Origin of the sequence: Limnohabitans sp. 15K, assembly GCF_002778285.1 — a bacterium.
GTDB lineage: Bacteria > Pseudomonadota > Gammaproteobacteria > Burkholderiales > Burkholderiaceae_C > Limnohabitans_A.
On the sequence record NZ_NESM01000004.1, the window covers coordinates 1 to 18,865 of the forward strand.

An 18,865-nucleotide genomic window follows, 5' to 3' on the forward strand; every position below is an offset into this window, starting at 1 on the left:
GGGTTTCTGAGAGGGCGTATGCCCTCTCATGCGCCTCGAAATTGATCAAATTCTGCGCGAATGCCGCCAGCACCTCTGTGGGCTAAGAAAATGCCTGCGCAGATGCGTTTCCACACAGCCTCGGCCGATAGCAGGCAGCCCCCTTGGCTGTGACCGATGTCTGCTAACGCTGCATTACCGCCGCCCAAGGCAGAGCCGCGACCGTTCGCTTTGGGTCGAAGGGGCATAGTGGGACAACCTAGCAGGTTCTAATTCCGGAGCCTTTAGCACAGAGGATCTGAAAACTCTCGGTAAAAGAAGATGTCTCAACATTTAGAATAATGAACTGGGGCCCAAGTACTTGATCGGCTTGTTCTTGGGAAACTTAGGCGGTTTGTGATCTGGTATCTTCTGACCCACCATTACCCTCAAAAACTGACCTCTCACCAGAAATGGTGGGGGGTCTTTTTTTTGCAGTTTCCCCAGTGAAAACGCACTTTTCTGACCTTACCCCCTCGCGAGCGCCGTCGACCCAATTCGGTCGGAAGTGGGCATTTCTCTGCGTTTTCCTCTCTCTGTTCTCTGTGACCCTCGCGAGCGATCGCGAGACCTGTTTTATATAAATCAACAACTTACGAGGGGCTGGTTGGAACTAAAGTCTGCCTAGCAGCAGAAACCCCAAAACGAAAACTGGTCAGCTGATGAATGAGAACGTGTCCGCAAGCTTGGGTTGCCGGCGACCGAACCAGACTGATGATGGCGATGGACGCCTTGAATGATCGATACGGCCGAGGCACGTTCCATGTCGGAAGCGGGGCGCGTCAGCGCGCACCGAGTGATTGGTCAATGCGGCAGGAGCGCCTCACGCCGCAATACACCACCAAATGGGGTGATTTGTCCTTAGCAAGAGTCTAGACCTTTGCCATTGGTTGAATCGCGATGACCGCCATACCAGCCATTGCAATCAGAGCGCCGACCGCATCCCACGTCGTAAGTGGGATGCCATCCACGAGACGCAGCCAAACTATGGCCACCGCAATGTAGACGCCACCGTATGCCGCGTAAGTCCTTCCAGCGGCGGTGGGATGCAACGTCAGGAGCCAGGCAAAAAGCGCCAACGACAAAGCCGCGGGTATTAGCAACCAAATTGACCTACCTTGCTTAAGAATAAGCCAAGGCAGGTAGCAGCCGACGATCTCTGCCAGTGCCGTGCCGACGAAAAGCAAGACGGTTTTTACGAAATCCAATGTTGTTCACCTTGGTAAAGCCCAATTCAATTCATCATAACGATCCAGGGCCAGACCCGGCCGCGTATACTAAGTCCGTCACTGGGGAGTAGTCGGCTTTCGCTTCGGCGAAAGGGCTTGCGTCAACATACTTGATCCTTCGATCATGGTGCAAGCGGTTCCTAACTTGGCAAGACCATTGACCACATAGCCTTCGGTATGGCCGGGGGGCGTGTGGTCATTGTTTTTGTCCGGCCTTGGAATTCATCATGGAAGCTCTCTTCATATCAACCGGAGTCGTCGCACTCGCGGAAATTGGCGACAAAACTCAACTGCTCGCGTTCATCCTCGCAGCACGCTTCAAGAAGCCGCTACCGATCATTGCTGGCATTTTGTGCGCCACGTTGATTAACCATGGCCTGGCGGGTGCCCTTGGCGCTTGGATTACGTCGGTTGTCAGTCCTGAGAACATGCGCTGGGCTCTGGGACTGTCATTCATCGGTATGGCCATCTGGACATTGATCCCCGACAAAATCGAAGAAGAAGAAACACAGGTCGCGAAACACCTGGGCGTTTTCGGCGCAACCTTCATCACGTTCTTCTTGGCTGAAATGGGTGACAAGACCCAGATAGCAACGGTTGCCTTGGCCGCGCACTATGCCGCCCCGCTGTTGGTCATTGCAGGAACCACGCTCGGAATGCTTATTGCTGACGTTCCCGCTGTATTTGTCGGCAACAAGTTCGCCGCCAAGATTCCCATGAAATTGGTCCACTCGATTGCCGCAGGTGTCTTTGCCGTGATGGGTGTGGCGACATTGCTGGGCGCTGGTTCAAAGCTGGTCTTCTAAGCAGTTACCCCAATCAAGGAGTCAACATGAAATCGTTCATCACATCCCTCTTGATTCTGTCCGCCGCCTTGACACTCTCTGCTTGCAGTGAAGAGTTAACAGCGCAGGCCAAAAAGGCAGCCGCCGAAGTCGCAGCAGAAGCCAACAAGGCTGCCACCCAAAAAATTGAAGAAGCGAAAAATGACGCCATCGGTCAATTGAAGGAGTTGAAAACGGGAACAGAGGCGAAAAAGGAAGAAAAGGGTGCGCAGGCAGACAGCAAAAACTCTGAGGAAAAGACCAAATGACTCTTCTCATAGCTAAGCGGACCTAGGATCCAACATGCAGTCGCCACGATCATCACGATGAGCACTCCGGCTACCGTCGAAAAAAATCTATTTGGCAAGAACTGTTTGACTGAGAACTCGAAGGCAAACTACTGCCCAATTTTCGTGTATCCAGGGTTAGTTCAGTCCCCACGGGGGCTCAATCATGGCGCTATAATAAGAATCATTCTCATTTAATCGAATCATTCATGAAGAACCAACTTACCCTGATCGCCTTTTGCTTAGCCGCCTCCCAAGCATTTGCTGCCACAGATGAGATTACCTTGACCATCGAGAACCATACGTTCCAACCCAAAGAACTTAAAGTGCCAGCTGGAAAGAAGGTCAAGATTCTGGTGGTCAATCAGGACGCAACGCCCGCCGAGTTTGAAAGCAAACCGCTAAACCGCGAGAAAGTCATTCCAGGAAAATCCACTGGAGTCATCAATGTCGGTCCGCTAAAACCGGGGCGCTATAGCTTTGTCGAGGAATACCACGAAAACGAAGCAGGTGCGCAGGGCACCATCGTTGTCGAATAACCCAAGGGGCACATAACATGTATGCAGCCGCCATCATCGTTTTTAGAGAGTCACTGGAGGCAGCCCTGATCATCAGCGTCATGCTGGCTGCTACGCGCGGAATCGCCATGCGCGGCCGGTGGGTTTTGGGTGGTGTTGTCACGGGCTTGGCGGGTGCGGTGGTTGTGGCCTCTGGGATGCAGATGATCGCCAATCTGGTGGATGGAATGGGGCAGGAATTCTTTAACATCGCCATTTTGTTGACCGCAGTCGCCATGCTGGCTTGGCACAACATATGGATGGCCTCACATGGGCGAGAGTTGGCTCAGCAAATGAAAAATACAGCGCGCTCGGTGAGTGATGGTCGTAGCGAACGTTCGGTGATACTTTTGGTAATTGCGCTTGCTGTGATGCGAGAAGGCTCGGAGACCGTGCTATTTCTCTACGGAGTGGCCACTGACAGCGCAAACGGTCTTCAAAACACGGTGGCTGGGGGTGTCTTGGGACTTGTGGCGGGTGCGTTGGTTGCCTCCCTCCTGTATGCAGGCTTGCTGCGCATTCCCGTGCGATGGTTTTTTGCAGCCACTGGCGCACTTGTCCTGCTATTGGCGGCAAGCATGGCATCCCAAGCAGCGCGTCTGTTGATACAGGCTGACGTGCTTCCCAGTTTGGCGGCACCCATCTGGAATACTTCCAACTACCTGTCACAGGAAACAGTGGCTGGAACGATTCTGCATGGGCTGATTGGCTACGATGCGCAGCCTGCTGGCATGCAGGTTGTCGCTTACATGGGCGTGTTGATCGTGATCGCTAGTGGCATGTTTTTGGCATCCAGGCGAGCTTCACCTAGTCAGGCCGTGTAGCCTATTGAACTCGCAGAAACGGGACGATGGCTGCCCAACACCGGTTGCAATCATGGTCTCACCACCCAAAAGTGCAGGGATTACTTTAATCAATTCCGAAATGAGAATGCAAGGCGAACTTCAAGGATTTTGCGTCGACCGGCCGCTGTTCTTTTTCAGCGCAATGGTGCTCGATCACACCTACGCATTCTTCAATAAGCATGTGAGCAAACGCGTCAAAATCGACCTCGCTCCAAGTTTCGCTTTGACCGGAGCAATGATCATTGGACTGTTTGATCTGCGTGGCTTTGACTGCTAAGGCCTTGAATTTTTGATTCGTAGGTTCAGTGGTTTGCATTGGCGGCTCCTGAATGTTGGTTGTTGAATTGGTTGCCCGAATTGATGGTCAAGAAGGCGACCATCCCTGCTCCAATGCAGATGGCTACATCCGCGATGTTGAACGCCGGCCAATGCCAAGAATTCCAATGAAAATCAAAATAGTCAACCACAGGCCCTCGCAGCGCGCGGTCCAGCGCATTGCTAAAAGCACCGCCAAGAATCAAGGCAAAGCCCACCGTCTCGGTTGTGGATCGAGGCCTGGACAAAATGACGACCAACCATCCGCAAGCAAGCACGGCGATGGCAAGAAAGAAATAGCGTTGCCACCCACCTGCGCTTGCAAGAAAGCTAAATGCAGCACCGGGATTCAATACATGGACTAAATTGAAGAATGAGGTGATAGGGCGCATCTCCCAGAGCGCCATGTGGTCCGACACCATGCTTTTGGCAATTTGATCCAGGATCGCGATGCAAACGGCAATTCCGCACCACAGTCCAGTCCCTGACGCTTTGAGCGATCTATGAATAATCACCACCTTGGCAATCTGGAAGCTGGCCGCTCCCACAATCCATCCTGCTGCGACATCGGCAGGAAAGTGCATTCCCGCTGCAACACGCGACCATCCCACGGCAGATAGATACAAAATCAGAACCCCTTGCAATGGTTTGCTGGTCAGCGCCCATAGCGCGCTGACAACAAGCGCAGAAAAAGTTGCGTGGCCGCTTGGAAGACTGTATTGGCTGTCAGCTTCGCCTATCAAGCGAATGGCGTCGCCAAACACCACTGAGGGACGAGGAAAAGCCAACGTGACTTTAAGCAACGATGCAGTGGCAAGCGCCACAGCAAAGGCGACAGCAAATAGAAGCAAAGCATTGTTGATTGCATTTGCGCGTCGCGCATCGTCAGTCCTTTTTGCCAACAGCCACAGGCCAACCATCACAGTAGGAGCAGTCCAATAGCTTCCCGCTAGAGCCAAAAACTTAACCATCGACGCGAGGCTTGGTGGCGTTGCTCCGTTGATCAGGTGAAATATGGCTTCATTCAGGCCTCCCCAGCCGTAGAGAATCTGCGTCCAAGTCATTTGCGAAGCATCCGCAGTCCATTGAACACTACCAGAAGGCTTGCTCCCATGTCTGCAAAGACCGCCATCCACATCGTGGCTCCTCCGAACAACGCAAGCAGCAAGAACACCGCTTTGATGCCCAAGGCCATTGCGATGTTCTGCCAGAGAATGGCCTGGGTCCTGCGCGAGAGCCGGATTGCCTCGGGAATGCGGCGCAGGTCGTCGTTCATGATCACTACGTCCGCCGCTTCCATGGCGGTGTCGGTTCCCGCGCCACCCATGGCAAAACCAATGTTGGACCGGGCAAGCGCCGGAGCGTCGTTGATACCGTCGCCGGTCATGGCGACATAGCCATATTGCTTTTGCAGCTCATCAATGGCGGCGAGCTTGTCCTCGGGCAGCAAATTGCCGCGCGCATCGTCAATTCCAGCCTGCTTTGCGATGGCCTTGGCCGTGGCGACGTTGTCACCCGTGAGCATGATGGACGCCACCCCGAGCGCATGCAACTCTGCGATGGCCTCTCGCGAGCTCTCCTTGATGGTGTCGGCAACTGCGAATATCGCCAGAACTTGGGTGGATGAAGCCAGCATCGTCACCGTGCGGCCCTGTGTTTCATGATCTGCCAAGCGCGCTTCAATCTGAGGGTTGCAAAGCCCACGCTCTTCGATCAGGCGGTGATTCCCAAGAATCAATGAAAATCCACCGGCTTTGGCTTCAATGCCGCGACCCGGCAAGGCCGTGAAGCCTTCGAGCTGTCCCATTTCTTGAATACCCAGTCCTTGGGCGATTGCTTTGGAGACGGGATGGTCGGAGTGTCCGCCCAAGTCCGCTGCCCAGCGCAAAACCTGTGATTCCGCATGGTCACTGTGGAGGACTTCGGTCGCGACCAGCTTGGGCTTACCCTGTGTGATGGTGCCGGTCTTGTCCAGCGCGACCACCTTGATCCTGCGAGCACCTTCTAGATGGATGCCGCCCTTGATCAAAATGCCCCGGCGAGCTGCCGCAGCCAGGCCGCTCACAACCGTAACTGGTGTGGAGATCACCAACGCGCAGGGGCAAGCGATGACCAACAGCACAAGCGCTTTGTAGATTGCCTGCATCCAGGTCCAGTCCATCAGCCAAGGCGCGAGGACACACACAGCCAGAGCCAGCGCGAACACAGCAGGGGTATAGATGGAGGCAAAGCGGTCTACAAATTGCTGCGTGGGAGCGCGCGATCCCTGGGCCTGTTCGACTGCATGGATGATGCGAGCCAGCAAAGTGCCGTTAGCGGCAGAGGTGACACGCATCTCGAACATCCCAGTGGTATTGATGGTGCCCGCAAAAACTGGATCGCCTATTGCCTTGTCAACGGGGATGCTCTCTCCGGTCACAGGAGACTGGTCTATGTAAGTGGTTCCGACCACTATCAGACCGTCTAAAGGGACGCGTGCACCGGGCTTAACCCGGACGATAGCGTCAATTGCGACGGACTTGACCAACGTCTGAGCCCACGAACCATCGGCTTGCTTGACCTCGGCCTTCTCAGGCGTCATGTCCAACAGCCCCTTGATGGCATTGCGAGCGCGGTCGACAGAGCGGGCCTCGATGAGTTCGGCAATGGCATACAGGGCCATCACCATGGCGGCTTCCGGCCACTGGCCAATAATGAACGCACCGGTAACGGCGACCGACATCAATGCGTTGATGTTCAAGCGCAGGTTTCGCAGCGCCGCCATACCCTTCAAATAAGTAGAAAAGCCCGCCAAGCCGATGGCGGAGGCAGCCAGTGCCATTCCAATTCCCGTGTAAACCAATGTGTGGGGTGCCAAGAACGCGACGAATTCGGCCTCGATGGCAAGCAGCAGTGCAAGCGCATAGCGTGGTAGTCCTTCGGGTAGCGCAATTCCGCCTCGTGACATTGCTTGTGAGCTTGGGAGCTGGTGAGATTCATCCTGGCCACCGCTTACCGCCAGGGGAACCGGTTTGAAGCCAGCCTTACGGATGGCCTCCAATGCTTGGGAAATGGATTCCGCAGGGGCGTCAATGGCTATCGTGCGCGCTGCCAGTTGAAAGCTCAGGCTGCGCAAGCCTGGAAGATGGGCCAGCGCATGGCGAATCTCTCCTTCCTCGGAGGCGCAGTCCATGGAGGGAATACGAAAAACCTGGATGCCTGCTGGCTCGGGCTGGGGTTGGGCAATCTCGGTCGATTCTGATCCACAGACGCTTCCACAACCGCAGGAGTGGCTGGTATTGGATTCTTCGGTGTGCGGTTTGCTCATGGGTGTCCTTGCTAAATGGCATTCGAGTCGATACAGTATTAAAAACCCTGTAGCCACTACAGAGTCAAGCCTTTTAGGAATTCCCATGAAAATCGGTGAACTTGCCGCTTTGACGAACACGCAAGTCGAAACGATCCGTTTCTACGAGCGCGAGAACTTGCTGGCCGAGCCCGGACGTAGTGAGGGCAATTACCGTATTTACGGTGAAGCCCATGCAGAGCGTTTATCCTTCATTCGCCATTGCCGTGGCCTGGACATGACGCTGGATGAGATACGCGTCCTGTTGCGATTCAAAGACGCACCGACTGAGAATTGCTTTGAGGTCAATGAGCTCCTGGACGAGCACATCGGCCATGTTGCTGAACGGATCAAGGAACTGCGCCAGTTGGAGAGGCAACTCAAAAGCTTGCGCGAGGCCTGCCTGGGCGGGCAAGAAGCCCAGCACTGCGGAATCCTCAATGAACTGACCGAGATCGCAAAGAGTCCCTCGACGCCACCTGGTCGAGAAGGACACGTTCATGGCGCTCACTCAGCAAGCGGTGCGCGCAAGGTTGTCCACAGGCACTGACTTGTCCGATGAACCCGAGGTGGGTCGGCTATTGGGCGCAACAGGGAGATTGCGCTTGAATGGGAGGGCACTTGACATCGCCGTAGCTGCAAAAGACGCAGCAATCTCCCGGCAACGGCCGCAGCAATTTTTTACATGCGGTGCATTCGTAAAAAAACTGACACGCGTCCGTAGGCATGTCAAGCTTGACGGCCTGGCCGCACTCGGGGCAGGTCAACGTTGAAGCAGTTTGAATATGCGAGTTCATTTAGTCGCCTGCAAGGTGGATGGGTATCCGGCGTTGGTCGTGGACTGGGTCAAAGCTGCCACGGTAGCGACATCGGGGTCGAAAGTGACCGTGGCGATCTTCTTCGCGAAGTCGATTTGGGCCTTGGCAACGCCAGGGGTCTTCTCCAGCGCCTTCTTGACCGTCGCGGGACACAACTCGCAGGTCATGTTCTTCACGTCCAGGGTGTAGATCTCGAATTCGGAAAACGTCGGTACAATTTATTTTTACAATGAGCATTGTCCGCAAATCACTGTTCGCCTGGATTGCGCTGTTGGGAATCGTTTTTTCCCAACTCGCGTTGTCAGCTTACGCGTGTCCGCTTCTGGCCGCGCCTGCTGGGCAACAGACTGCAAAAATGTCGGCTGATATGGCTGTTATGCCCTGTGCAGAAATGGGTACGAAGAAGGAAGCGGGTCCATCGGCACTTTGTGTTCAGCACTGCGACCAGGGTCACCAAAGTGTTTCCTCGATTCAGGTTCCTGACTTTCAGCCAGCGCTCGTCCTGTTTCTTGTTCTGCCTTCTCTAGCTTCATTCGAGCCAGCCTACGCAGTCGATTTGCGGACTGAACCGCTAGTCCGAACGGCATCCACGCCTCCCTACTTACGCACCGGTCGGCTGCGTATTTGACCCACTCCTGAGCACAAAGTGACGCGCTAACCCCGCGTCGTCAGGCGAATCTCGCCTCGTGTTTCTGGAGTTGTCATGTCCTCACCTTTTTCAATCGCCATGTGCAGCATTGCCAGGGCTGCCTTTTGGTCGCTCGCGGTAATGTCGCTGGCAAACGCGCAATCCTTACAACCGCTATCACTCGATGAAGCCCTGAGCATTGCTACGGCCCGGTCGCCCTCAGTTGGCGCCGCATCGCACGGCATCCAAGCCTCGCAGGAAGCGGCCATTTCGGGTAGTCAGCTACCTGACCCTGTTTTGCGACTGGGGGTGGATAACCTACCAGTCAATGGCCCGGACAGTTGGAGCCTGACCAACGACTTCATGACGCAACGCCGCATCGGAATTACGCAAGAGTACGTCTCCGAGGAAAAGCGAGCGCTAGTACGTCGCCGCATGGAGCTCGATGCCCAACGCCAGACAGCAGCGCAGCGTAGTCTCACCGCTGGTATTCGCAGGGATGTCGCCGCGGCTTGGCTGGACCGCTACTACGCCACCAAGTCCCAGGGGCTACTGAAGACACTTGAGACAGAAATCGAACTGCAACTACGGACCCTCGACTCCCAACTGCGCTCGGGAAAGGCATCTGCATCTGAGCTACCCATGGCCACCGTAGTCCTCCTGCAAACACAGGACCGCCTGCAAGTAGCCAAGAAGCAGGAGCGCGTTGCGGGCATCGCTCTAGAGAGGTGGCTGGGTCCAGACGCCAGCAGAACACCCGCAAGCGCGCCCGACATCGACAAGTTGGCTGTTGACCTTGCAAATCCAGAAATTGCCACCGAGGCCCCTGCGGTGCGCGAACATGCCAATGAACGGGATATTTCCCAAGCCGACTTGGAACTCACCCAGGCCGCCAAAAAACCCAACTGGAGCTGGGAAGTCTCGTACAGCCAACGGGGCAGCGCTTACTCCAACATGGTCTCCGTGGGAGTGAATATCCCGCTGTTCACCAACTCCGCTAACAAACAAGACCGCGAAATCTCCGCCAAGCAAGCCCAAGTGCGGCAGGCCCATGCGATGCATGACGACGTCGTGCGTGAGACCCAAGCCAACATTGCGTCCAGCTACGTGGAGTGGCAAAGCCTGATTGAACGTCGCAAGACTTTGGCGTCTGCATTACTCCCAGCCGTTCGCCAACGCATCGATTTGACTCTGGCTGCTTACCGCGGTGGGCAGGTCAGCTTAGCCACTGTTCTAGAGGCCCGCCGCGCTGAAGTGGAGGCGCAACTCCAGTTGCTGGACTTGGAAAGAGAGGCCGCCCGACTCTGGGCCCAACTGCAATACGTCTACGCCGAAGGAGCACAGCAATGAAAACATCAACCCTCATCACTTGCTTCGTTGTCGCTGGCACTGCCATAGCGATTGGCTCCTACCAATTGGGCACCAGGCACCCTGCAGCAATGCCCGGAGGTGACGCACCATCGGCCTCTGCCATGTCCGATACCAAGATGGACCCCAAGACCGGTCGCCAAGTTCTGTACTGGCACGACCCCATGGTGCCGGCGACCAAGTTCGACAAGCCTGGCAAGTCACCTTTCATGGATATGCAGTTGGTGCCGGTCTATGCGGACGAAGCTGCAGGCGAAGGTGTATCCGTGGCTGCAGGCGTCTCACAGAACCTTGGTATCCGCACCGCCATCGTCCGTATGGCGGACATGCAATCCCGACTGGAAGCAGTAGGTGTGATTGCCCAGAACGAGCGCGGCACTGAGGTCGTTCAGTCCCGTGTGACGGGATACATCGAAAAGCTCCAGGTACGTGCAGTCTTTGACCCTGTCCGCAAAGGCCAGGCACTGGCAACCATTTACGCTCCCGAGTGGGCGTCTGCGCTGGAAGAGTACCTTGGTATTCGCAGGGCCCAAGTCGGCTCCGCGTTGGTGGATGCAGCGCGTGCGCGCCTGCGCCTTCTCTCCATTCCAGACGACGTGGTGGTGCGCTCAGAGCAATCTGGCACGGCGCAAACGCGCTTTACGCTTACGGCGCCCACATCGGGAGTAGTCGCCGAACTTGGTGTTCGGGATGGCGCTATGGTCTCGCCAGGCATGACTTTGTTCCGGATATCGGACCTCAGTACCGTGTGGGCCATGGCCGACGTGCCGGAGGCGGTTGCCTCGCAGATTCGTGTTGGAAGCGGTGCCGAAGTTCAAGTCACGGGACTCCAAGACTCGATTGCGGGCAAGCTTTCGGCCATCCTGCCGGATGTGGACCCGGCCACACGCACGCTCAAAGCCCGTATCGAGCTGCGCAACCCTGGCTTGATGCTCAAGCCTGGCATGTTCGTGCGCGTCGTGTTCAAGCAGTCATCCACCGCGCAGGCACTGGTAATTCCACAAGAGGCAGTGATTGCCACCGGCAAGCGCAACGTCGTCATAGTGGCGGTCGCTGACGGCAAGTACGCCCCCGTGGAAATCAAACTTGGACGCGAAATTGATACCGACGTTGAGGTCAAGTCTGGACTGTCTGAAGGACAGAAAGTGGTGGCTTCAGGTCAGTTCCTTCTGGATTCGGAGGCAAGCCTCAAATCCGGCTTGAGTCGTCTCAATACAGGTACTCCCGCTGTGGCTACTGCGCAGGTGCACACCGGGTCAGGCAAGGTGGTCGCGGTTGACAAAGACGAGGTGACTATTTCCCATGGGCCTATTGCCTCCATCCAGTGGGGTGCCATGACCATGGGTTTCAAGGCGCCGAAGGATGGACTTCCCAAAGACCTGAAGCCTGGCTCGCAAGTGACGTTCGAGTTCAGTCAGCAAGGCGATGCCTACCAGTTGGAGCGCATTACGCCGGCCATGGGCGGAGTCAAACCATGATTGCAAAAATTATTCACTGGTCAGTCGCCAATCGGTTCCTGGTGCTACTGGCCACCGCATTGCTGGTGGCGGCGGGCATCTGGTCACTGGCGAGAACCCCTCTGGACGCGTTGCCAGACCTCTCCGACGTGCAGGTCATCATCCGCACCAGCTATCCGGGGCAAGCACCGCAGTTGGTGGAAAATCAAATCACCTACCCACTGACCACCACCATGATGTCGGTGCCGGGTGCGAAGACAGTACGTGGCTACTCGTTCTTTGGCGACTCGTTTGTGTACGTGCTGTTTGAGGATGGGACAGACCTGTATTGGGCGCGCTCCCGTGTGCTGGAGTACCTCAACCAGGTGCAATCCAAGTTGCCGCCTGGTGCTGCAGCGTCCCTCGGTCCGGATGCGACTGGAGTGGGCTGGATTTATGAATACGCGTTGGTGGACCGCACTGGCCACCTGGACTTGGGACAACTGCGTGCCCTGCAAGACTGGTTCCTGAAGTTCGAGCTGAAGTCCGTAGCTAATGTGGCTGAAGTGGCCAGCCTAGGCGGCATGGTGCGCCAGTACCAGGTAGTGCTCGACCCCAATCTGCTGCGTTCTTTCGGAATCCCCCATGCCAAGGTCTTGGACGCCATCAAGCGCTCCAACCTGGAAACTGGAGGCGCTGTCATTGAGTTGGCTGAGGCTGAGTACATGGTTCGAGCCAAAGGCTACCTCGCCAGTCTGGAGGACTTCCGCAATATCCCACTCAGTGCGTCCACACAAGGGGTGCCTGTGCGCTTGGGTGATGTAGCCCGCATCCAGGTCGGACCCGAGATGCGCCGCGGCATTGCGGAGCTGGACGGAGAGGGCGAAGTCGCAGGTGGTGTCATCGTCATGCGTACCGGCAAAAACGCACTGGAGACTATTCAGGCGGTCAAGGCCAAGTTCGAACAGCTCAAGGGCAGCTTACCACCGGGAGTGGAAATCGTTACCACCTATGACCGCTCGCAGCTGATTGAACGCGCGGTTGCCAACCTTCAAAACAAGCTCATCGAGGAGTTCATTGTGGTGGCGGTGGTCTGTCTGCTCTTCCTGTTTCACTTGCGCTCGTCGTTGGTGGCAGTCGTATCCTTGCCTGTCGGCATCCTGGCCGCCTTTATCGTGATGCGCTACCAGGGTGTCAACGCCAACGTCATGTCCCTCGGTGGTATTGCGATTGCCATTGGTGCCATGGTCGATGCCGCTGTAGTGATGATTGAGAACGCACATAAGCACCTCGAAGCCTGGGGAGAGGCACATCCGAACCAGGAGCTGACCTCCAGCGAGCGTTGGGCCGTAGTGACCGAGGCAGCCGTCGAAGTGGGGCCGGCGCTCTTCTTCTCCCTGCTCATCATCACTTTGTCGTTCATTCCGGTCTTCACGCTGGAAGCCCAGGAGGGGCGTCTGTTTGCTCCTTTGGCATTCACTAAGACGTATGCTATGGCCGCCTCCGCAGCTCTCGCTGTGACACTGGTGCCGGTGTTGATGGGTTACCTGATTCGTGGCCGTATTCCGCAAGAACAGTCCAACCCTATCAATCGAGCCTTGATTGCCCTGTACCGGCCTGTGCTCGCACTGGTACTACGATTTCCCAAGGCAACGGTCGCGGTGTCATTGGTCGCGCTGCTTAGCGCGGCGTTCCCGCTTTCCCAGTTGGGCGGTGAATTCATGCCGCCCATGGACGAGGGCGACCTGCTGTACATGCCGTCCGCATTGCCGGGCTTATCGGCGGCCAAAGCGTCAGAGCTACTGCAACAGACTGACCGCATGATTAAGACCGTCCCGGAAGTCGCCAGAGTCTTTGGTAAAGCTGGGCGGGCTGAGACCGCTACGGACCCGGCGCCCATGGAGATGTTTGAAACGACCGTGCAATTCAAGCCGCGGGAAGAATGGCGTGCCGGCATGACACCTGACAAACTGGTTGAGGAATTGGACAAAGCGGTGAAGGTGCCAGGCCTGTCCAACATCTGGGTGCCCCCCATCCGCAACCGGATTGACATGTTGGCCACGGGTATCAAGAGCCCGGTGGGGGTGAAAGTGACTGGGCCAGACCTCGCAGTCATCGACCGACTGGCGGGTGAAGTGGAGAAAAGCGTCAAAGATGTGCCTGGAGTGACCTCAGCGCTCGCGGAACGCCTAGTGGGTGGTCGGTATATCGACATCTCCATTGACCGCGTGACAGCCGCACGTTACGGGCTCAACGTCGCGGATGTCCAAACCTTGGTGTCATCGGCGATTGGTGGTGACAACGTTGGTGAAGTGGTGGAGGGTCGTCAGCGGTTCCCCATCAACGTGCGCTATCCCAGGGAAATTCGTGACTCCTTAGAAAAGCTGCAGGGGTTGCCCTTTGTTACCGAAAAGGGAGCGCAATTGCGATTGGGTGATGTAGCCACCATCAAGTTTGATGACGGCCCGCCCATGCTGCGCAGTGAAAATGCCAGGCTCTCGGGCTGGGTCTATGTCGACTTGCACGGCAGGGACCTGAAATCAGCGGTGACGGAGATGCAGCAGCGCGTGACCAAGGAGGTAAAACTCCCGGCTGGCTACTCCATCGCATGGTCGGGGCAGTTTGAATATCTGGAGCGTGCCTCACAGCGACTAACCATGGTGGTGCCGTTCACGCTGGCCATCATCTTCTTGCTGCTGTACCTGACGTTTCGCCGTGTGGACGAAGCGCTGCTTATCCTGCTGGCGGTTCCCTTCGCACTGACAGGTGGGTTCTGGCTCATTTGGTCGCTTGGGCATGCCGTCTCTGTGGCTTCAGCGGTCGGATTCATCGCACTAGCGGGTGTCGCAGCTGAGTTCGGCGTCGTGATGCTGGTTTACTTGAAAGGCTCGTGGGAGCAACGAATGGCGCAGGGAAAGGAACCGACGGAAGCGCTGCTGATAGAAGCCATCACAGAGGGTGCCGTCCACCGTGTTCGTCCCAAGGCGATGACAGTCGCAGTCATTCTTGCTGGGTTGCTCCCCATTCTGTGGAGCGGGGGCACTGGCTCTGAGGTCATGCAGCGCATTGCTGCACCGATGGTGGGCGGCATGGTGACGGCGCCGCTTCTGTCGATGCTTGTGATCCCCGGGGTTTGGATGCTACTGATGCGACGGCAGTTAGGGGCTCAATCCCCGGATTTGAACTTGAATTGACTGGACGCCGATGCCCGAGCTGCAAACCTGAAGTTCAGCAAAAATAAACTTTTGGCTGTCCCATGTCCGGTATGCACGGCAAGTAGTACCAGCAGATTTTTAGCTTACTGCCTCAGAACATTTAACCAGCAAATCGCCTAAGCAAATTGTTTGTAAAGTCATATACTCAAAATCAAATTTTCGTTGGGTATGGTCTAATCAGATTGTGAAAAAAGCAATTTGGAAACTTCTTTTTACTTGCCTCATGCTCATTGCAATTCCTGTTCAAGGTTTTGCAGGAGCATTTGCGGCAGTGTGCGAAGGAAATCACCAAGCCTTGTATGGAGTGGCTGATTCAATGGCCTCTGACGAGGCGCACAGTCACACTGCAATTGAACCGGTGAGCCAAAGCATGGTCGCCTTGGCTGATCAATTTCCAGGACAGCATGATTCAGCTGCAGATCAAAATGACCACCTGCCTACCAACGATGGTGCTCATTTGAAGTGCAGCGCATGTGGCCCGTGCTGTATCGGGGCTGCCCTAGTTTCTTCGTTTGAACCTGTCGTCGCGCAGTTCGATGGGAAATTCCAATCCCCAGAAATTTCATCCCATCATTTGTCTCCCGCTCTCGCGGGCTTGGACAGACCACCTCAAGAACTCCTCGCGTAACGCGTGGAGGTTCAAATTTACCTAGGGTTCAAGCCCTAGGCAGAATCCGTTATTTCCGCGTCGTTACATCTTCGTTTCGCATGGGCCTGCCCATGACCTTTCAACGAGATAACACGAGGACTTCATGTCTCTTTTTCTAAAAAATCGGTGTGCGATAGCCGTTCTGACATTTGCGGCGCCACTGGCATTTGCACAGACGAATAAGCCGCCTACCAAGCCAGAATCCAAAGGTGCTTCGGACGCGCCCATCTTGGTTGAATACAAATCGACCTTCACGAACTACCGTCCTTTCGTCGATCAGCCCATAGTGTCCTGGCGCGAAGCGAATGATACGGTCGCCAAGATTGGCGGTTGGCGGACCTACGCTAAAGAATCACAGCAGCCAGAGCCCGCGCCCGCGCCCGCGCCAGCCTCATCGAATGGAGCAAAACAATGAAAATGCTTCAGAACAAGCCGCGTGCGACCACGTTAGTCGTCGCCATGGCCGTACTTGTACTGTCCGGCTGTGCGAGTGTGAATTTTGACAATTCACTTGCCAAGGCCAATCAAGACACGACTGAATTCACCAAGGGCAAGCTGGAACTTGCGCAAACCCAGGAGCAACGCAGCGCACAGGAGGAAAAGGCAGCACGCTACCTGGCACAACCCTTAAGCCAAGGCGACGCCGTTCAATTGGCCCTGGTCAACAGTCCAGCTTTACAAGCCATGCTGGCGCAAAACTGGGCTGATGCGGCCAATGCGGCGCAAACAGGCCGTATTGTTAACCCTACATTTACCTTCGAGCGCTCAACATTCCTAGACGAAGTGGAGATAGGTCGAAGATTGACGTTTGGTCTGTTGGATTTGATCACCCTTCCTCAAAGGTTGGGAATTGCAGAGCGGGGAATTGCGCGCGCACAGATCCAGCTGACTTCGGATGTAGTGGATCAAGTCACACAAGTTCGCCAGGCGTGGGTCAAAGCTGTGGCGGCCAAACAAAACTTGATGTACGCGCAGCAGGTCAATGGTGCGGCCGAAGTCAGTGCAGATCTGGCGAGGCGTCTGCAAGCTGTGGGCAACTTCACAAAGTTGCAGCGGGCAAGACAGCAAGCGTTCTATGCGGATGCGGCGACCCAATTTGCTTCTGCGCAGCACGATGCCATGGCAACCCGTGAAGCACTGAACCGGGCTTTGGGACTCACCGAGGCCCAATCTAAATATCTCAAATTACCAGATCGCTTGCCGGATTTGCCCAAGTCACCAAGCAGCCCAGAAGACGTCAGCAAGGCTGCGAACGCAGGCCGTCTTGACATCAAACTCGCGCAGTCTGCTTTGGAGTCCGCTGCCAAAGCGCAGGGGCTCACCATGCTGACAAGTTTGACCGACATTGAGCTCGGCATTCGACGCGACACGGTTTTTGACAATGCAGCCGGTACGGAGACACCGCGCCATGGCTATGAGATCAGCATGAAGTTGCCGATCTTTGATTTCGGCGGATTGCGTCGCGACGCGATGAACGCCCAAACGCTGGCGGTGGCAAATCGCCTGGAAGCAACCGTGCGTTCAGCAGGCTCCAACCTTCGTGAGAGCTATTCCGCATACCGGACCGCCTATGACATAGCACGGCATTACCGGGATGAGGTGGTCCCCTTGCGCAAGACGATTGCAGAAGAAAGTGTGCTTCGTTACAACGGAATGATCATTGGCGTTTTCGAGCTCCTCGCAGACAGCAAAGACCAGATCTCCAGCGTGATGGCTGCCATCGCGGCAGAGCAACAGTTCTGGTTAGCCGATGCTGCATTGCAAGCCTCCCAAATGGGTAAGCCCACCAGCGCTTCCGTGGGTTCGATGGTTGCAACGGGTTCGGGAGGTGGTGACGCGGGACATTGATGCGGAGCAATAGCTCTGTGATTTTTCTGGCACTTGCCCAAACACCATCCCTCTTATTCGAAAGTACGCAAAATGAATTCACGTCGTCAATTTTTTAAGGCAGCTGGTATTGCTGGTGGCGCTGTCGCAGCGGCTGCAGTCAGTCGTGTGGCAATGGCTGCCTTGCCTGAGCCCGTCACCCAGACAAGTCCCGAGACCATGGCGCCTTTGGTTCCAAATACAGGCCGCCCCTACAACCCAGTAGTCACGCTCAACGGCTGGACTCTGCCCTGGCGTATGAACAACGGAGTCAAAGAGTTTCACCTGGTAGCCGAACCGGTGGTCCGTGAGATGGCACCAGGTTTTAAAGCCCATCTTTGGGGCTATAACGGACAGTCGCCTGGCCCAACGATTGAGGTCGTGGAAGGCGACCGTGTTCGAATCTTTGTCACCAATAAGCTGCCTGAGCACACCAGTGTGCATTGGCACGGGCAACGACTGCCCAATGGCATGGATGGCGTTTCTGGGTTGACACAGCCTGCAATTCTGCCGGGCAAGACTTTTGTGTATGAATTTGAAGCGCGTCGTCCTGGTACGTTCATGTACCACCCCCACGCCGATGAAATGACGCAAATGGCCATGGGCATGATGGGCATGTGGATCACTCACCCCAAAGCCAAGAACCCGTTGATTGACGAAGTGAATCGAGATTTTTGCTTTTTGCTCAACGGTTACGACATTGATCCTGGCAGTTACACGCCCAAGATCATGACCATGCTGGACTTCAATTTGTGGTCTTGGAACAGCCGAATTTTCCCTGGCATTGATACCCTCAACGTCCGAACAAACGACAAGGTTCGAATCCGGATCGGCAACCTGACGATGACCAATCACCCCATTCATGTGCATGGACATGAGTTTTTAGTAACAGGTACCGATGGCGGGCCGACACCCAAAAGCACCCGTTGGTACGAAGTCACGACCGATATTGCTGTCGGGCAGATGCGTCAAATCGAATTCGTTGCCGACGAAGAGGGCGATTGGGCATTTCACTGCCATAAAAGCCACCACACCATGAATGCGATGGGGCACAACGTGCCCACCATGATCGGTGTGGATCACCGGGGTGTGGCAAAGAAAATTACCAACCTGATTCCTGATTACATGGTGATGGGGGAGCGAGGCATGGCGGACATGACTGAAATGGAGATGCCCATTCCCGACAACACATCACCCATGATGACCGGCCAAGGGCCATTTGGCAGTGTCGAAATGGGGGGCATGTTCAGCGTGATCAAGGTTCGCAAGGACCAAAAGCCTGGCGACTACAAAGATCCTGGATGGTTTAAACACCCCGCTGGAACAGTCGCCTATGAATGGAAAGGGGCACTTGCTGAACCCGCTCGCAGCCAATCGGGTGGCTCCACCATGATGCCAACGCAAAACATGCCTGCCAAAGACATTGAGGTCCAAGTGCGCAAACCACAAGGTAAAACCAATCATTCAGAACATTGAATCGTTTCA

The 18,865-nt window shown here is 55.7% G+C and carries 18 protein-coding genes and 1 riboswitch; of the genes, 12 read left to right on the forward strand and 6 right to left on the reverse strand.

Annotated elements, in window-relative coordinates; all coding sequences use genetic code 11:
* Positions 1-735 precede the first annotated feature (735 nt).
* Positions 736-894, forward strand: a complete 159-nt coding sequence (locus tag B9Z40_RS17440) for a DUF4113 domain-containing protein (RefSeq protein ID WP_158238103.1) — start codon at positions 736-738, stop codon at positions 892-894.
* Here B9Z40_RS17440 and B9Z40_RS13405 read toward each other — a convergent pair.
* On the reverse strand, positions 891-1,226 hold the full coding sequence (locus tag B9Z40_RS13405; RefSeq protein WP_100173881.1) for a YnfA family protein: 336 nt from the start codon (positions 1,224-1,226) through the stop codon (positions 891-893). The genes B9Z40_RS17440 and B9Z40_RS13405 overlap by 4 nt on opposite strands.
* 71 nt (positions 1,227-1,297) lie before the next feature.
* Positions 1,298-1,470, forward strand: a riboswitch (yybP-ykoY riboswitch).
* Between the two features lie 4 nt (positions 1,471-1,474).
* Between B9Z40_RS13405 and B9Z40_RS13410 the strand changes: the two genes are divergently transcribed.
* The 4 genes from B9Z40_RS13410 (at position 1,475) to B9Z40_RS13425 (ending at position 3,739) form a co-directional block, all read left to right on the forward strand.
* Complete coding sequence (locus tag B9Z40_RS13410) at positions 1,475-2,053, forward strand: TMEM165/GDT1 family protein (RefSeq protein WP_100173882.1); 579 nt, start codon at positions 1,475-1,477, stop codon at positions 2,051-2,053.
* Positions 2,054-2,079: 26 nt separating this feature from the next.
* A complete protein-coding gene (locus B9Z40_RS13415) occupies positions 2,080-2,340 on the forward strand; it encodes a hypothetical protein (protein WP_100173883.1) in 261 nt (86 codons plus the stop codon).
* Positions 2,341-2,567: 227 nt separating this feature from the next.
* Positions 2,568-2,897 carry a cupredoxin domain-containing protein gene (locus B9Z40_RS13420; protein WP_100173884.1) on the forward strand — a complete coding sequence of 110 codons (330 nt, stop codon included), beginning with the start codon at positions 2,568-2,570 and terminating at the stop codon, positions 2,895-2,897.
* A gap of 17 nt (positions 2,898-2,914) precedes the next feature.
* Positions 2,915-3,739 carry an FTR1 family protein gene (locus B9Z40_RS13425; protein WP_100173885.1) on the forward strand — a complete coding sequence of 275 codons (825 nt, stop codon included), beginning with the start codon at positions 2,915-2,917 and terminating at the stop codon, positions 3,737-3,739.
* Positions 3,740-3,824: 85 nt separating this feature from the next.
* Here B9Z40_RS13425 and B9Z40_RS17150 read toward each other — a convergent pair whose 3' ends face one another.
* Genes B9Z40_RS17150 through B9Z40_RS13440 form a run of 3 tightly spaced genes read right to left on the reverse strand, consistent with a single transcriptional unit; the run spans position 3,825 to position 7,382 of the window.
* Positions 3,825-4,076, reverse strand: a complete 252-nt coding sequence (locus B9Z40_RS17150; RefSeq protein WP_143473989.1) for a hypothetical protein — start codon at positions 4,074-4,076, stop codon at positions 3,825-3,827.
* On the reverse strand, positions 4,063-5,139 hold the full coding sequence (gene lspA / locus B9Z40_RS13435) for a signal peptidase II (RefSeq protein WP_100173887.1): 1,077 nt from the start codon (positions 5,137-5,139) through the stop codon (positions 4,063-4,065). The genes B9Z40_RS17150 and lspA overlap by 14 nt, the downstream gene beginning before the upstream one ends.
* Positions 5,136-7,382, reverse strand: a complete 2,247-nt coding sequence (locus B9Z40_RS13440; RefSeq protein WP_100173888.1) for a cation-translocating P-type ATPase — start codon at positions 7,380-7,382, stop codon at positions 5,136-5,138. The genes lspA and B9Z40_RS13440 overlap by 4 nt, the downstream gene beginning before the upstream one ends.
* 85 nt (positions 7,383-7,467) lie before the next feature.
* Here B9Z40_RS13440 and cadR point away from each other — a divergent pair, with 85 nt between their 5' ends.
* On the forward strand, positions 7,468-7,950 hold the full coding sequence (gene cadR / locus B9Z40_RS13445; protein ID WP_100173889.1) for a Cd(II)/Pb(II)-responsive transcriptional regulator: 483 nt from the start codon (positions 7,468-7,470) through the stop codon (positions 7,948-7,950).
* 28 nt (positions 7,951-7,978) lie between these two features.
* Here cadR and B9Z40_RS17360 read toward each other — a convergent pair whose 3' ends face one another.
* Entirely contained in the window at positions 7,979-8,197 is a 219-nt protein-coding gene (locus B9Z40_RS17360) for a GDCCVxC domain-containing (seleno)protein (RefSeq protein WP_100173890.1), read from the reverse strand.
* A complete protein-coding gene (locus tag B9Z40_RS13455; RefSeq protein WP_255408275.1) occupies positions 8,194-8,394 on the reverse strand; it encodes a heavy-metal-associated domain-containing protein in 201 nt (66 codons plus the stop codon). Before B9Z40_RS13455 ends, B9Z40_RS17360 begins: the two co-directional genes overlap by 4 nt.
* Positions 8,395-8,987: 593 nt before the next feature.
* Here B9Z40_RS13455 and B9Z40_RS13465 point away from each other — a divergent pair.
* The 6 genes from B9Z40_RS13465 (at position 8,988) to B9Z40_RS13490 (ending at position 18,856) form a co-directional block, all read left to right on the forward strand.
* Positions 8,988-10,196 carry a TolC family protein gene (locus tag B9Z40_RS13465; RefSeq protein ID WP_233204927.1) on the forward strand — a complete coding sequence of 403 codons (1,209 nt, stop codon included), beginning with the start codon at positions 8,988-8,990 and terminating at the stop codon, positions 10,194-10,196.
* Complete coding sequence (locus B9Z40_RS13470; RefSeq protein ID WP_100173894.1) at positions 10,193-11,692, forward strand: efflux RND transporter periplasmic adaptor subunit; 1,500 nt, start codon at positions 10,193-10,195, stop codon at positions 11,690-11,692. Before B9Z40_RS13465 ends, B9Z40_RS13470 begins: the two co-directional genes overlap by 4 nt.
* Positions 11,689-14,844: an efflux RND transporter permease subunit gene (locus tag B9Z40_RS13475; RefSeq protein WP_100173895.1), complete on the forward strand. Its 3,156-nt coding sequence runs from the start codon at positions 11,689-11,691 to the stop codon at positions 14,842-14,844. The genes B9Z40_RS13470 and B9Z40_RS13475 overlap by 4 nt, the downstream gene beginning before the upstream one ends.
* Positions 14,845-15,049: 205 nt before the next feature.
* Complete coding sequence (locus B9Z40_RS17155) at positions 15,050-15,493, forward strand: hypothetical protein (RefSeq protein WP_143473990.1); 444 nt, start codon at positions 15,050-15,052, stop codon at positions 15,491-15,493.
* 432 nt (positions 15,494-15,925) lie between these two features.
* Positions 15,926-17,362 carry a TolC family protein gene (locus B9Z40_RS13485; protein WP_199172569.1) on the forward strand — a complete coding sequence of 479 codons (1,437 nt, stop codon included), beginning with the start codon at positions 15,926-15,928 and terminating at the stop codon, positions 17,360-17,362.
* Between the two features lie 72 nt (positions 17,363-17,434).
* Entirely contained in the window at positions 17,435-18,856 is a 1,422-nt protein-coding gene (locus B9Z40_RS13490) for a multicopper oxidase family protein (RefSeq protein WP_100173897.1), read from the forward strand.
* Positions 18,857-18,865 lie beyond the last annotated feature (9 nt).

Coding starts and splice junctions, on each gene's coding strand:
- B9Z40_RS13410 (WP_100173882.1), top strand. CDS start 1,475: ATGGAAGCTCTCTTCATATCAACCGGAGTCGTCGCACTCGCGGAAATT.
- B9Z40_RS13465 (WP_233204927.1), top strand. CDS start 8,988: ATGTCGCTGGCAAACGCGCAATCCTTACAACCGCTATCACTCGATGAA.
- B9Z40_RS13490 (WP_100173897.1), top strand. CDS start 17,435: ATGAATTCACGTCGTCAATTTTTTAAGGCAGCTGGTATTGCTGGTGGC.
- B9Z40_RS13425 (WP_100173885.1), top strand. CDS start 2,915: ATGTATGCAGCCGCCATCATCGTTTTTAGAGAGTCACTGGAGGCAGCC.
- B9Z40_RS17440 (WP_158238103.1), top strand. CDS start 736: ATGGCGATGGACGCCTTGAATGATCGATACGGCCGAGGCACGTTCCAT.
- B9Z40_RS13440 (WP_100173888.1), bottom strand. CDS start 7,382: ATGAGCAAACCGCACACCGAAGAATCCAATACCAGCCACTCCTGCGGT.
- cadR (WP_100173889.1), top strand. CDS start 7,468: ATGAAAATCGGTGAACTTGCCGCTTTGACGAACACGCAAGTCGAAACG.
- B9Z40_RS13420 (WP_100173884.1), top strand. CDS start 2,568: ATGAAGAACCAACTTACCCTGATCGCCTTTTGCTTAGCCGCCTCCCAA.
- B9Z40_RS13470 (WP_100173894.1), top strand. CDS start 10,193: ATGAAAACATCAACCCTCATCACTTGCTTCGTTGTCGCTGGCACTGCC.
- B9Z40_RS13485 (WP_199172569.1), top strand. CDS start 15,926: ATGAAAATGCTTCAGAACAAGCCGCGTGCGACCACGTTAGTCGTCGCC.
- B9Z40_RS17360 (WP_100173890.1), bottom strand. CDS start 8,197: ATGAACTCGCATATTCAAACTGCTTCAACGTTGACCTGCCCCGAGTGC.
- lspA (WP_100173887.1), bottom strand. CDS start 5,139: ATGACTTGGACGCAGATTCTCTACGGCTGGGGAGGCCTGAATGAAGCC.
- B9Z40_RS13415 (WP_100173883.1), top strand. CDS start 2,080: ATGAAATCGTTCATCACATCCCTCTTGATTCTGTCCGCCGCCTTGACA.
- B9Z40_RS17150 (WP_143473989.1), bottom strand. CDS start 4,076: ATGCAAACCACTGAACCTACGAATCAAAAATTCAAGGCCTTAGCAGTC.
- B9Z40_RS13475 (WP_100173895.1), top strand. CDS start 11,689: ATGATTGCAAAAATTATTCACTGGTCAGTCGCCAATCGGTTCCTGGTG.